Below are 12,265 nucleotides of genomic sequence, written 5' to 3' on the forward strand. Positions count from 1 at the left end.
GTTAAGAGAGCGGTATGAAAGGGCGGAAACAAATTGAAAAAAGGAATCATTTGTTTCGTGTTTTCTAGTGTAATACTTAGCTCATGTTCATTTCAGCAAACGATGCAAGAAGAAAAAACATTTGTAGGAACAACAGGAGGGGCTAAGGACCGTGTTACTGATCCGATTCCCCTAAAGGAACTTCCAAAATATTTTCCAGCGAAGTTTAAAGTTCCAACATTTTTACCTTATGACATTACGAGTGATGTGAAGGGAGAGGTAAGAACGATGGGAAAGAAGAATGCTGTCTTAACGATCAAATATAAGCAACAAGAGAAAGGAAGGCACGATTATATAGAATTAACAGTGGCCAACTTTTCTTACAGTTTTCCATACCTCGTAGAAGAGAATCGATTTCAAGAACAAATGAAATTGAATAATGGAGCACCTGCTTATTTTAAAAATAAGGATGATTACGAGCGAGGGGACGAATTTGCTACGCTTATATGGAAAGAGAAGGGGATTGAATATCAGCTATTATATCGTAATGTGGATGAGAAAGATGAAGATGTGATTAAACAAAATCTACTGTACATTGCGAACAATATGGAATAAAAAACTAGCTGAATTATACAGCTAGTTTTTGTATGTTATTTCTTTTTAATTTTGCCTGACCAAGATTTAAATCCACCTTTTAATTGGTAGAAATCTTTGTAGCCTTGTTTTTTTAAGTATTGAGCTGCACGACCTGTACGGAATCCGCTTTGGCAATATAAATAAACAGGTTGATCTTCGCGAAGTTCTTTGTAGCGAAGGCGAATTTGTGATAATGGAATGTTACGCGCACCTAAAATATGTCCCGCGTTAAATTCATCTGCTTCGCGAATATCGATAAGCTGTGCTTTACGGTAGCCAGCGCGAAATTCTTCTTCTGAAAGTGTTTTAATTAATTTTTTCTGATAGAAATACATCCATACAGTGTAGCCGATGAATGCTGCAATTGCGGCTAGTATAATAATCAAGTTTGTTGACACGATTCTATCGCTCCCTTTTTTCTTATCCTACTTTCAATATTATAATGCCCATATGTATTTATGCAACAGATTCGTTTGTATATAAGAAGAAATTTCGTATTCTTTCACAAATTTTGTCGAATTTGGTAGACTAGAGAATGTGAAAAATAATTGGTTATATGAGGTGTAGGATGGGAAAAGAAAAATGGTGTTATATTAACTCTGGTCAATGTTCACCAGCATTTAATATGGCGTTAGATGAATGTTTATTAAATTGGCAAAGTGAAAAGAAAATGCCACCAACAATTCGTTTTTATGAATGGGAAGTACCAACATTAACAGTCGGGTATTTCCAGCGTGTTGAAAAAGATATAAATATGGATGTAGTTAACGAAAAGAAATATGGATTCGTTCGTCGTCAAACAGGCGGCAGGGGTGTACTACATGACAAAGAATTAACGTACAGTGTTATTGTGTCTGAAGATCATCCGGAAATGCCAAAAACAGTTACAGAAGCATACCGCGTTATTTCGCAAGGCTTATTAGACGGTTTTAAGGCATTAGGATTAGAAGCGTATTATGCAGTTCCGAAAACAGAAGCGGATCGTGAGAATTTAAAAAATCCGCGTTCAGGAGTATGTTTTGATGCACCATCTTGGTATGAAATTGTAGTTGAAGGAAGAAAAATCGCAGGTAGTGCTCAAACACGTCAAAAAGGTGTTATCTTACAGCACGGTTCTATTCCGTTAGAAATAGATTTAGATGAGTTATACGATCTATTTTTATTCCCGAATGAACGTGTAAAAGAGCGTATGAAAAACATGTTTTCTTCTAAAGCGGTAGCGATTAATGAGTTGACAGACCGTACATTTACGATTGAACAGTTAATTAAAGCGTTTGAAACTGGATTTGAAAAAGGTTTAGATATAGAGCTTGTGCCGTATGAGCTAACAGAAGAACAGCTTCATGAAGTTCAAACTTTAGCAAAAGAGAAGTATGAAAGTAATGAATGGAATTATAAAAAATAAGGAGATGGCGACCGCCATCTCCTTATTTTTATAGTAAATTAAGTACTTTTTCTACTTTGATTCCTTTATCTTGTAAAGAACGAAGGCGATTTACAACGTCCATAATTTCTTTGTCGAATGTAACGCTAATACCTTGGCTTTGTAGCTCTTTTTTTAATCCTTCAATAGAATCATCTATGTCGATGCCAAGCTCGTAATCTTGACAAACTTCAATTGTCTTTTTCACAAGTTTAACATAATTTTCTTGTAGTTTTGTATTTGTTTCAGTCAAAGCAGGTTGCTTCGGTTTTGTAGGAGTAACCGGTGCTGTCTCTTGCTTTGTAACTGGAGTAGGTACTGCTTTTTTCACAGGTGCTGGAGTAGATAGTTCTACAGCTGCTTCAACACTTACTGACTTCGGCGTTGGTACCGGAGTAGGCTTAGGTGCTATAGCAGGTGTTTCTACACGCATAACAGGTTTTGGAGCGGGTGTAACTGCTTTAGGAGCTTCTACAACTACTTCTTTTTTAGGAGTAGCTTCTACAACTGTTTCTTCTTGCTCAGCAGCTTCTTTATTTTCTTTGCTCCACATAACGCGTTCAATCTCTAGAGAAACATTGTTTTTATTCATCGCTGTTAATGTAACTTTACCAACTTCCGCGTTCCCAGTGAAATCAACAATTTTATAAATAACACTCTTGTTCCAATCCACGTTTCCGCTCAAAAATAATTCTTCGTTACATTTCGGCGTTAAGCCCTCGATTTTAATTTCTGCGTTTACACCGTTTTCACTATATACCATAATTAGCGAAGCATTTACATCTTCGTCTGCTAACATTAGTTCACGTACCATTTTGCCGGTGCGTACTTGCGTTTTCTTCTTAACTGACATCAAATTTCTCCTCTCAAAAACTCAGTAATAATAAAAAAATCGTATAACGAAAAATAATTGCTCACGAAGATTTATGATACCGATAATAAAAGCATCACGTCAACAATTAACTTTAATTATTTTGCATTTTTCTTATTTTCTTTATGAAATTTTTCAATTTGTAAAATTAGACAGAAGAAAAACAGCCTTTTGAAAGGCTGTTAAAATTTAGATGTTTTATATAAAAATTTGTATAGGATATAAAAAGAAAGTGTGACAAGAGCACCTTGCCAAATAGATAAATTATAAAATAAGTACGGTTGTGTTTTGAAAAATACGTTTGAAAAAACTGATAAGACAAAAGGTATGAACACTGATAGTATGAGGAGTACTTTTTGTTGCCAAGATACTAGTATTGTAAAAGAAAAACGTCTGAATAACGAGAAGGTTATGAAAGAACCAATTGTTAAAACGATAGCAGATAATATTGTTCCAGGAATACTAAATGGAATTCCTAAGTGATTTGTATCTGTAAATAGTTTTTGCATAAGAGTAGTAAATGTATCGTATCCAATTTGAATAGCTAACAATAAACTAACTGCAAATCCAATAACGGCGGCTTGTTGGAAAGAATTTTGATGTTCTGAAGAGGTAATTAATTCATCACAGTAAGCTTTTAAATCTTCTCCGAAAATATCATGTGCATTTTTACCATCTTCTTGTGCTTCTAAAAGATGGTCTAATATCTCTAATAGCAGTTCTTCCATTTGCTTTTGCGGAACGCTAGTAAAGCGTAAATAAATAAGCATATCACCGTAAGCAGATTCGTTTTCAGGTGTTAATAACTTTCGTTTTTTATTGTTTAACTTAACCATTTCTTTTTCGGTCATAACCTCATTACTCCTTTTTAAATTCTAGGTATTCTTTTTTGAAAAAAATTTTATATAGTGCATAGCAAGAGACGGCGAGTAAAGTGCCAATCCAAGGTGAGATTTGTAAAGTAGTATAGGGCTTTTTTATAAATAAAAAGGAAATGCCGATTAGTAGTATCCCTATCACTCCCCTTGTAATAAGTTGTTTACCGTCGTTGAAACCATTCCCCAGCTTTTTTTAAATTCTTCAAGTTGTTCTAATCCTTTATCGGTTACGTGATAATATTTTCGCTTTGGTCCGAGAGAAGAAGCTTTTAACGTTCCTTCAATCAGCTTTTCTTTCTGCATGCGTAACAATAAAGGATATATGCTGCCTTCACTTACAAATGTAAAGCCGTGTTTATTTAATTTTGTACTTAGTTCATATCCGTACACTTCTTCTTGTGAAATGATGTATAGAATGCAACCTTCTAGTACGCCTTTTAACATTTGGCTGTGCATGATTTCACCACCTTTTATTCAGGTAACTTGCCTTGCAAGGTAGCTGATATCCAAATTATAACATTCAGTAACTTGCTTTACAAGTTACTGAAGTGGAAAACTTTAATCTGTGTTAATTTTTTTGTGCTTCCCATACTAACGAGAGGAGGGAAGCACATGAAACCATTTATGCCAAAACTCGTTTACTTTGAACCGAGGGCACTCGAATATCCGCTTGGAAAAGAGCTTTATGAGAAGTTTACGAAGATAGGATTAGAAATTCGTGAAACGACATCACACAATCAAATTAGAAATTTGCCAGGCGAAAATGAATTGCAAAAGTATCGTAATGCAAAAGCGACACTTGTCGTTGGGGTGAGGAAGACGTTAAAGTTCGATACATCAAAGCCATCAGCTGAATATGCAATCCCGCTTGCAACAGGGTGTATGGGACATTGTCATTATTGTTATTTGCAAACGACACTGGGGAGTAAACCTTACGTAAGGGTGTATGTGAATCTAGATGAAATATTTGAGAAGGCAAAGCAATATATGGATGAAAGGGCACCTGAAATAACAAGATTTGAAGCGGCGTGTACATCAGACATCGTTGGAATTGATCATTTAACACATGCATTAAAGCGGGCGATAGAGTTTATCGGAGAAAGTGAACATGGACGTTTACGTTTCGTTACGAAATATTCGCACGTTGATCATTTATTAGATGCAAAGCATAATGGGAAAACGCGTTTTCGATTTAGCATTAATTCACGTTATGTAATTAAAAATTTTGAACCAGGGACATCGCCGTTTGAAGAGCGAATTAAGGCTGCTCGTAAAGTAGCGGGGGCTAATTATCCGCTTGGCTTTATAGTTGCGCCAATTTATATGCATGAAGGGTGGGAAGAAGGATACCGCGAATTATTTGAGCGATTGTACAATGCGTTGAAAGATATGGCGATACCAAATTTAACATTTGAATTAATTCAACATCGCTTTACGAAACCGGCAAAAAAGGTCATTCAAGAGCGTTATCCAAATACAAAGCTTGAAATGGATGAAGAGAAGCGTAAATATAAATGGGGACGATACGGGATTGGTAAATATGTATATCAAAAGGATGATGCAGAAACATTGGAAGAAACAATACGAGGTTATATATATGAGTATTTTCCTGATGCAGAAATTCAATATTTTACATAAAGGGAATCTGTATTCTTTTTTTGTTTTATATATTTAGGCTCGTTTCCACCTTGTCACGTTATTCTTTCTGGTGTATCATTTTATTGATTGCTTCGTACGGAATAAGCAAAATGAAATTGGATGGAGGAAACCGATGCCTACCCCTAGTATGGAAGATTATATTGAACAAATTTATTTGTTGATTGATGAAAAGGGTTATGCCCGTGTATCTGATATTGCTGAAGCGCTTAGTGTACATCCATCCTCTGTAACAAAAATGGTACAAAAATTAGACAAAGACGAATATCTAATTTATGAAAAATATAGAGGGCTTGTATTAACATCAAAAGGTAAAAAAATCGGAGAACGTCTCGTATATCGTCATGAATTGTTAGAACAGTTTATGCGCATTATCGGTGTGGATGAAAGCAAAATTTATAATGATGTAGAAGGAATTGAACATCATTTAAGTTGGGAATCAATTGACCGTATCGGTGATTTAGTACAATACTTTGAACAAGATGAAGTTCGAGTAGAAACACTTCGTGGTGTTCAAAAAGCAAATGAAGAGAAAAGTAATTAAGGGGAACGTTTGGCGTTTCCTTTTTTAGTTAAATCGAAAAGGGCGGGAGAATAATGAAAGCCATTATTTTTGATTTTGATGGATTAATTGTGGACACAGAAACAATATGGTTTCACTCTTTCAGAGATGCTGTTCGTGAATACGGCGGAGAGTTACCTTTAGAGGGATTTGCAAAATGTATTGGAACGACAGATGAAGTGCTTTATGCATATTTAAAAGAGCAATTAAAAGAAAAATTTAACGAGCATGCATTAAAGGAAAAAGTAACAACTTTACATAAAGAGAAAATGAAAATACCAAAAGCGCGTGACGGGGTAAAAGAATATTTAGAAGAAGCGAAAGAACTTGGATTGAAAATCGCATTAGCCTCTAGCTCATCTAGGGAGTGGGTCGTTCGTTTTTTAGAAGAGCTACAAATTAGAGATTATTTTGAAGTGATTAAAACGAGAGAAGATGTAGAGAAGGTAAAACCAGATCCAGCTCTTTATAAAGTTGCGATAGAAGAATTAGGAATTGAACTGTCAGAAGCTGTTGTATTTGAAGATTCATTAAATGGATTGAAAGCAGCGGTTGCAGCAGGATTAAAATGTGTCGTCGTGCCTAATGATGTGACAAGAAATTTGCAATTTGAAAACCATCACCTTCGTATCGAAAGTATGAAAGAAAAAAGTTTGAAAGAAGTGCTTCAACATATAAAGTGAAACTTTAATCAGTAGGGTTTTTCTCATCTTCCACTGATTATTAGCACCGCACCAACCGGGATAAAAAAAGGCCGTATTTCCTAAAAGGAAGCACGGTCTTTCTTTTTGTTTTTTTTACCTTCAATGACAGTTAAATGAGATTGTTTTCTTTTTCTTTTCAACGATGGAGAATTACCCTTTTTCCCCTTGTCATCAGAAGCATTTCGTTTCACGAAAGAATTGCTTAGGGGTGCTACATTTTGTTTCCCGTGTTTGCGGTTCGATTGTTTCGCTGCACGCTTATATGAGCTTTGCGAATTTGCAGAACCACTAGAGTTTGTAAACATTTTGTAGAGTAAGTAAAAGATACCGACGACAGCCAACATGATACCAATGTTTTTCAATACTCCCATTGGATCTGTAATAACAGATGAAACAAGGCCGAATATTGCTAATCCGATAATAAGCACAAATATAGCGAATGTAAACGAACGACCGTTCATAAGGGACACCTCCTAAAAACATATATTAAAATTAGTATATTAACGATGAGGAAAGGAGTTGAACACCATTTTTAAATAATTATTGTTTGTTTTCTAAACGTAATAATTCTTCAAACGATGCGATTGCAACTTCCGCTTGATCATCTGTTGGTTCTTTCGTTGTTAATAGTTGCAGCCATAATCCTGGATATCCAAGTACTCGTAAAACAGGGACATCTCGTAATCGATTGGTAAATTGTAATACTTCAAAAGAAATACCGAGAACAACTGGAATTAATAAAATTCGGTTTACTACCCTTGCCCAAAGCGGATCTGTAGGGACGAGGAAATAAACAAACATTCCAATAATGACCGTAAATATAATAAAGCTACTGCCACAGCGATAATGGAGGCGAGTTTGCTTTTGAACATTTTCTACAGTCAGTGGAAGATTATTCTCATAAGCATTGATTACTTTATGTTCCGCACCGTGGTACTGAAATACCCGCTTAATAAGTGGGGTTAAAGAAATGAAGTATATATAGCTCAATAATAGCATGAGCTTAATGACACTTTCGACAATGATTTGCCCTGTATGAGATGGGAAAATCGGTCTCGTTAATTCAGCTAAAAGTGCAGGAACTGCTGTGAAAATTACTTTACCGAATATGAACGATAAAACACCAACTGCTGCAACTCCTAATACCATCGTTAATTTTGAATGTTCTTCTTTTTTATTTGCAAATTGTTCATCTTCTTCTGGGTGGACATCAAATCGTTCTGAAGCAAAGTTTAAATGTTTCGCTCCATTCGCACTTGCATCCACAATAGCGGCAATACCTCGTAAAACTGGAATTTTTTTTAGTAGAGACAATGCTTTATTACGAACGCGTGGTAAACGATAAAATTCAATCGATTTATCTTTACGACGAACCGCTGTAACAGTATATTCTCTACCGCCAAACATAACTCCTTCTATGACTGCCTGCCCGCCATATATTTGTTTTGACTCTTCTGCCATGTTAACACCAACCTGTATTTGTTTCTCTCTTATGTAGAAAAAGAGGCAATTGTCATACTTGGTTTTGTCATCTTGAAATAAGACAATCACCGAGTTTCCTTTATTTTATCGACAAATACAGGCAGATGACAAGGGAAAATGTTACGAGAGTCGGACATTTCTTATTCTTTTTATAGACAAATTTTGCAGGATTTAAACATGCTTCAAAATAGTTTCGGGCATACTATTGAGCGGAGGTGTCAATGTGAATCAAGAACAATCAACAATAAGAAACTTTGTACAAATTGGTTTATTTGGTGGCTTATTTTGGGGAGGTATATGGTATTTCCTTCATATATTCTCATTTACAGAAGCTGGCCCTAACTATTTACTTTTACCGTTTGCATTTGGAGATTGGAAAGAAGGGGTTTGGGGAAATGTACTAGGTATCGTTTGTATGGGACTTCTTTCAATTTTAGTGGCATTTCTCTATAAAGCTCTTTTTAAAAAGTTTGAAGGAGTATTACCTGGCGTACTATACGGTTTATTTTGGTGGGCATTATTATTTTTGGGGATGGGGCTAATGGCACCTGTTATTAAAAGTGCACTCCATTTACCGAAAGAAACAATTGTAACGACAGTATGTATCTTTATATTATATGGTGTTTTTATTTCGTATTCTGTAGCATTCGAATCGAATAATACAAATAGAGGAGAAGGGCTCGAGAAGACAAACTATTCAAATAAGTGATTCCTATGTTAAAATGTCGTATAGACATTCTTTAATATTAAGGAGTTTTAAGAAAATGAAAAAGTTACTCCTCGTAAACGGTCCTAACCTAAATCGCCTTGGCGTTAGGGAAGTAAATGTATACGGAAAAGGAACGTTAGAGACGCTTGAAACAGATATGAAACAAGAAGCAGAGAAAATGGGAGTGGAGTTAGAATGTTTTCAATCGAATCATGAAGGAGCTATTATTGATATTATTCATGAGGCTGATGACATATATGAAGGAATCATTCTAAATCCGGGTGCATTTACGCATTATAGCTACGCGATTCGGGATGCTATCGCAAGTGTTTCGATTCCAGTTATTGAAGTACATATTTCTAACATTCACGGGCGTGAGTCGTTTCGTCATGAATCTGTGACAGCGGCTGTTTGTGCGGGACAAATTGTTGGATTTGGTTTTTATGGTTATAAGCTAGCGTTATTTGCATTAATGGAGAAATTGAGGGAGGCATAAAGTAATGGAAAAGATCGAGAGATTAAGAAGTGCGTTTGATGAGGCTGGTATTGACGGTATCGTATTAACGAATGAACATAGCCGTAGATATATGGCGAATTTCACAGGAACAGCTGGTGTTGTACTAATTTCAAAAGAGCGTGCTCTATTTATTACAGATTTCCGTTATGTAGAGCAAGCTAGTAAACAAGCGGTTGGATACGAAATAGTGCAGCATTCAGGATTAATTCTTGATGAAGTTGCGAAACAAGTTAAAGAACTTGGAATTCAAAAGCTAGGCTTTGAGCAAGATACTCTTACATATAGCTCTTACGTAACGCATAATGAAGCGATCGAAGCTGAATTCATCCCAACTTCTGGGCTTGTAGAAAAGTTACGCTTGATAAAGACTGATTCAGAGATTAAGATATTAAAGGAAGCTGCACAGATTGCAGATGCTGCCTTTGAGCATATTCTATCATTCATTCGCCCGGGAGTATCTGAAATTGAAGTGTCAAATGAACTTGAATTTTTCATGAGAAAACAAGGAGCAACATCTTCTTCGTTTGATATTATCGTTGCTTCAGGTCTTCGTTCGGCATTACCGCACGGCGTGGCATCTGAAAAAGTGATAGAAAAAGGAGATTTCGTTACATTAGACTTCGGCGCTTATTACAAAGGATATTGCTCTGATATTACTCGTACGATTGCAGTCGGTGAACCATCTGATAAATTAAAAGAAATTTATAATATCGTTTTAGAAGCACAACTACGTGGTGTGAACGGTATTAAAGCTGGTTTAACGGGTCGTGAGGCTGATGCATTAACGCGTGATTACATAACGGAAAAAGGATATGGTGAATACTTCGGACACTCTACTGGTCATGGAATCGGTCTTGAAATCCATGAAGCACCAGGTTTAGCGTTCCGTTCTGATACAGTACTTGAACCAGGTATGGCTGTAACAGTAGAACCAGGTATTTATATTCCAGGTGTTGGCGGGGTACGTATTGAAGATGATATCATTGTAACAAGTGAAGGTAATGAAGTAATAACGAAATCACCAAAAGAACTTATTATTTTGTAATACACAGGAGGATTTTTTTACATGATTTCAGTAAACGATTTTCGTACAGGTTTAACAATTTCAGTGGACAATGCCCTTTGGCAAGTAATGGATTTCCAACACGTAAAGCCAGGTAAAGGTGCTGCATTCGTTCGCTCTAAACTACGTAACCTTCGCACAGGATCTGTTCAAGAGAAAACATTCCGTGCAGGTGAAAAAGTAGAAAAAGCACACATCGAAAACCGTCGTATGCAATACTTATACGCGAGCGGTGAGTCTCACGTATTTATGGATAACGAAACTTATGAGCAAATCGAACTTGGCGAAAACCAAATCGAGCGCGAATTAAAATTCTTAAAAGAAAACATGGGAGTATCTATTATGACATACCAAGATGAAGTACTTGGTGTTGAACTTCCGAACACAGTTGAATTAAAAGTATCAGAAACAGAGCCAGGTATTAAAGGTGACACAGCTTCTAACGTAACAAAACCAGCTACATTAGAAACTGGTCTTGTTGTACAAGTACCAATCTTCATCAACGAAAGCGAAATGCTTATCATCAACACTGGTGAAGGTAAATACGTTTCTCGTGCATAGTAGAAAAGCACTCGTGATTATCACGAGTGCTTTTTTTATCCCGCTATTTGCGGGCAGTAAAACTCCCACCTCAAAATTCGGCTGGAGCAAAGAAGTTAGGTGGGAGATAAACTGCCCGTAAACGCCCGATTGGTTCAACTAATAATCAGTGGGGGGATGCCCCCACACTGATTATAGTTTCACTTTATAGGAAATAGGGAAGATAGTAAATTGCGGTTATAACAAAACTAACTGTGACGAGTGAAAGGGTACCCATAATATATGGAGTCAAAACAATTTGAAACGGGCGTATTTCACCAGTTCCAACACCGGTAAAAGTTTTATTCGTTACATGATCCATATTGTTATTTCTAAAGTTACTCATAATAATTAACCACGTAATTGCAAATATTGCTAGACTGCCAAGGAAAAAGCTCTCCATAAATGACCAGCCGACCATTTTTGAAAAAAGATAAATAATAGCTAATTCTACTACAATTGTTAAACTAATTTTCAATCCCTTCATATTTTCCCCCCTCATTTTGTACTTCCAACCAATTTGAAAATTTTTCGCATGATACAACATGCAGTACGCAAGGTGATTTTACTTCTTTCTCCAAAGCGACATGTTCGTCTGGAAATTGTTTTTCCACATGTAATGAAATGTAAGGTAGTTTCTCTTGTGCTTTTAAAGAGCGAATGTTATTCGTTTTAGCACCGGCAAATACGTATGTAAGTTGCAAGTCTAAAAAAGCGATTTTAAAGATCTCTTTTTTAGCAGCTTCGTTATATCCTCTTCCCCAATATTGATAGCCGAGCCAACTTCCAATATGTGAGTGCTTTTGTTCGTAATTAATATGTTTAAGTGTCGTGAGGCCAATTATTTCATTTTCCTCACTTACAATCACTCTTGATAAGGAGTGTTTTTTTCGTTCCTCTCCAATTGCAAAAAGAATGAATGCCTTTGTATCTTCCACTGATTCTACTTTTATCCCCAATGCATTTTTTACATGTGGATTGCTTGATAGTTCAAAAATCACATTTGCATATCGTAAATCGAGCGGTAATAAAGTAACTTGCTTCATCGTCTATGCTCCTTTTCTATTAAATATATCATAAATTAATGAGAATATTCAGATCTTAATAAAGTCGATAGAGAAAAATTATGTTTTTACTTCTGAAATAGACAACCCCTGCATATGGTTGTACAAATATATTCTTTTTCAGAATAAGGAAATAGTAACT

The 12,265-nt window shown here is 35.9% G+C and carries 17 protein-coding genes and 1 pseudogene; 9 read left to right on the top strand and 9 right to left on the bottom strand.

Annotated features, from left to right (window positions below; translation table 11 throughout):
- Positions 1–57: 57 nt before the first annotated feature.
- Entirely contained in the window at positions 58–594 is a 537-nt protein-coding gene (locus tag CQZ94_RS05165) for a DNA polymerase III subunit delta (protein ID WP_078181004.1), read from the top strand.
- 35 nt (positions 595–629) lie between these two features.
- Here CQZ94_RS05165 and CQZ94_RS05170 read toward each other — a convergent pair whose 3' ends face one another.
- Entirely contained in the window at positions 630–1,013 is a 384-nt protein-coding gene (locus tag CQZ94_RS05170; protein ID WP_071747101.1) for a rhodanese-like domain-containing protein, read from the bottom strand.
- A 170-nt stretch (positions 1,014–1,183) separates the two neighbouring features.
- Between CQZ94_RS05170 and CQZ94_RS05175 the strand changes: the two genes are divergently transcribed.
- Positions 1,184–2,020 carry a lipoate--protein ligase family protein gene (locus tag CQZ94_RS05175; RefSeq protein WP_105584534.1) on the top strand — a complete coding sequence of 279 codons (837 nt, stop codon included), beginning with the start codon at positions 1,184–1,186 and terminating at the stop codon, positions 2,018–2,020.
- A 28-nt stretch (positions 2,021–2,048) separates the two neighbouring features.
- On the opposite strand, the gene CQZ94_RS05180 is transcribed toward CQZ94_RS05175, so the two are convergent.
- The 4 genes and pseudogenes from CQZ94_RS05180 to CQZ94_RS05195 form a co-directional block, all read right to left on the bottom strand.
- Complete coding sequence (locus CQZ94_RS05180; RefSeq protein WP_105584535.1) at positions 2,049–2,891, bottom strand: hypothetical protein; 843 nt, start codon at positions 2,889–2,891, stop codon at positions 2,049–2,051.
- A 200-nt stretch (positions 2,892–3,091) separates the two neighbouring features.
- Entirely contained in the window at positions 3,092–3,760 is a 669-nt protein-coding gene (locus CQZ94_RS05185; RefSeq protein ID WP_105584536.1) for a DUF1048 domain-containing protein, read from the bottom strand.
- A 7-nt stretch (positions 3,761–3,767) separates the two neighbouring features.
- Positions 3,768–3,926, bottom strand: a pseudogene (locus CQZ94_RS05190) (DUF1129 family protein); the annotation flags it as partial.
- Complete coding sequence (locus CQZ94_RS05195; protein ID WP_000556081.1) at positions 3,926–4,243, bottom strand: PadR family transcriptional regulator; 318 nt, start codon at positions 4,241–4,243, stop codon at positions 3,926–3,928. The gene CQZ94_RS05195 and the pseudogene CQZ94_RS05190, both read right to left, overlap by 1 nt.
- Before the next feature lie 156 nt (positions 4,244–4,399).
- Here CQZ94_RS05195 and splB point away from each other — a divergent pair, with 156 nt between their 5' ends.
- From splB to CQZ94_RS05210, 3 genes are all read left to right on the top strand, one after another.
- Positions 4,400–5,425: a spore photoproduct lyase gene (splB, locus tag CQZ94_RS05200; protein WP_255832958.1), complete on the top strand. Its 1,026-nt coding sequence runs from the start codon at positions 4,400–4,402 to the stop codon at positions 5,423–5,425.
- A gap of 133 nt (positions 5,426–5,558) precedes the next feature.
- Positions 5,559–5,987 (top strand): transcriptional regulator MntR, encoded by a 429-nt coding sequence (gene mntR, locus CQZ94_RS05205; protein WP_001143080.1) that lies wholly within the window; start codon positions 5,559–5,561, stop codon positions 5,985–5,987.
- Positions 5,988–6,040: 53 nt separating this feature from the next.
- On the top strand, positions 6,041–6,688 hold the full coding sequence (locus CQZ94_RS05210; protein WP_142395753.1) for an HAD family hydrolase: 648 nt from the start codon (positions 6,041–6,043) through the stop codon (positions 6,686–6,688).
- An 80-nt stretch (positions 6,689–6,768) separates the two neighbouring features.
- Here the strand turns inward: CQZ94_RS05210 and CQZ94_RS05215 are convergent, their stop codons facing one another.
- On the bottom strand, positions 6,769–7,170 hold the full coding sequence (locus CQZ94_RS05215; protein WP_105584539.1) for an SA1362 family protein: 402 nt from the start codon (positions 7,168–7,170) through the stop codon (positions 6,769–6,771).
- 79 nt (positions 7,171–7,249) lie between these two features.
- Positions 7,250–8,170 (bottom strand): DUF1385 domain-containing protein, encoded by a 921-nt coding sequence (locus tag CQZ94_RS05220; protein ID WP_105584540.1) that lies wholly within the window; start codon positions 8,168–8,170, stop codon positions 7,250–7,252.
- 244 nt (positions 8,171–8,414) lie between these two features.
- Between CQZ94_RS05220 and CQZ94_RS05225 the strand changes: the two genes are divergently transcribed.
- From CQZ94_RS05225 to efp, 4 genes are read left to right on the top strand one after another with little or no spacing between them, the layout of a single operon-like run.
- A complete protein-coding gene (locus tag CQZ94_RS05225) occupies positions 8,415–8,900 on the top strand; it encodes a YqhR family membrane protein (protein WP_002122457.1) in 486 nt (161 codons plus the stop codon).
- Positions 8,901–8,955: 55 nt separating this feature from the next.
- Positions 8,956–9,396: a type II 3-dehydroquinate dehydratase gene (gene aroQ / locus CQZ94_RS05230; protein ID WP_105584541.1), complete on the top strand. Its 441-nt coding sequence runs from the start codon at positions 8,956–8,958 to the stop codon at positions 9,394–9,396.
- Positions 9,397–9,400: 4 nt separating this feature from the next.
- Entirely contained in the window at positions 9,401–10,462 is a 1,062-nt protein-coding gene (pepQ, locus tag CQZ94_RS05235; protein WP_105584542.1) for a Xaa-Pro dipeptidase, read from the top strand.
- A 21-nt stretch (positions 10,463–10,483) separates the two neighbouring features.
- The gene (gene efp, locus CQZ94_RS05240; RefSeq protein ID WP_105584543.1) at positions 10,484–11,041 is read left to right on the top strand and encodes an elongation factor P; all 558 of its coding nucleotides are present in this window, start codon (positions 10,484–10,486) and stop codon (positions 11,039–11,041) included.
- Positions 11,042–11,225: 184 nt separating this feature from the next.
- Here efp and CQZ94_RS05245 read toward each other — a convergent pair whose 3' ends face one another.
- Both CQZ94_RS05245 and CQZ94_RS05250 read right to left on the bottom strand, forming a co-directional pair.
- The gene (locus tag CQZ94_RS05245; RefSeq protein WP_105584544.1) at positions 11,226–11,546 is read right to left on the bottom strand and encodes a hypothetical protein; all 321 of its coding nucleotides are present in this window, start codon (positions 11,544–11,546) and stop codon (positions 11,226–11,228) included.
- Positions 11,527–12,105 (bottom strand): GNAT family N-acetyltransferase, encoded by a 579-nt coding sequence (locus CQZ94_RS05250; RefSeq protein ID WP_105584545.1) that lies wholly within the window; start codon positions 12,103–12,105, stop codon positions 11,527–11,529. Before CQZ94_RS05250 ends, CQZ94_RS05245 begins: the two co-directional genes overlap by 20 nt.
- Positions 12,106–12,265 lie beyond the last annotated feature (160 nt).

Origin of the sequence: Bacillus sp. MYb209 (genome assembly GCF_002975175.1) — a bacterium.
Classification (GTDB): Bacteria; Bacillota; Bacilli; order Bacillales; family Bacillaceae_G; genus Bacillus_A.

Bases quoted from the DNA above. Each gene is read 5' to 3' on its own strand.
- CQZ94_RS05250 (WP_105584545.1), bottom strand. From the start codon at position 12,105: ATGAAGCAAGTTACTTTATTACCGCTCGATTTACGATATGCAAATGTG.
- mntR (WP_001143080.1), top strand. From the start codon at position 5,559: ATGCCTACCCCTAGTATGGAAGATTATATTGAACAAATTTATTTGTTG.
- CQZ94_RS05245 (WP_105584544.1), bottom strand. From the start codon at position 11,546: ATGAAGGGATTGAAAATTAGTTTAACAATTGTAGTAGAATTAGCTATT.
- CQZ94_RS05180 (WP_105584535.1), bottom strand. From the start codon at position 2,891: ATGTCAGTTAAGAAGAAAACGCAAGTACGCACCGGCAAAATGGTACGT.
- CQZ94_RS05215 (WP_105584539.1), bottom strand. From the start codon at position 7,170: ATGAACGGTCGTTCGTTTACATTCGCTATATTTGTGCTTATTATCGGA.
- pepQ (WP_105584542.1), top strand. From the start codon at position 9,401: ATGGAAAAGATCGAGAGATTAAGAAGTGCGTTTGATGAGGCTGGTATT.
- CQZ94_RS05220 (WP_105584540.1), bottom strand. From the start codon at position 8,170: ATGGCAGAAGAGTCAAAACAAATATATGGCGGGCAGGCAGTCATAGAA.
- CQZ94_RS05175 (WP_105584534.1), top strand. From the start codon at position 1,184: ATGGGAAAAGAAAAATGGTGTTATATTAACTCTGGTCAATGTTCACCA.
- splB (WP_255832958.1), top strand. From the start codon at position 4,400: ATGAAACCATTTATGCCAAAACTCGTTTACTTTGAACCGAGGGCACTC.
- CQZ94_RS05195 (WP_000556081.1), bottom strand. From the start codon at position 4,243: ATGCACAGCCAAATGTTAAAAGGCGTACTAGAAGGTTGCATTCTATAC.
- CQZ94_RS05185 (WP_105584536.1), bottom strand. From the start codon at position 3,760: ATGACCGAAAAAGAAATGGTTAAGTTAAACAATAAAAAACGAAAGTTA.
- aroQ (WP_105584541.1), top strand. From the start codon at position 8,956: ATGAAAAAGTTACTCCTCGTAAACGGTCCTAACCTAAATCGCCTTGGC.
- CQZ94_RS05210 (WP_142395753.1), top strand. From the start codon at position 6,041: ATGAAAGCCATTATTTTTGATTTTGATGGATTAATTGTGGACACAGAA.
- efp (WP_105584543.1), top strand. From the start codon at position 10,484: ATGATTTCAGTAAACGATTTTCGTACAGGTTTAACAATTTCAGTGGAC.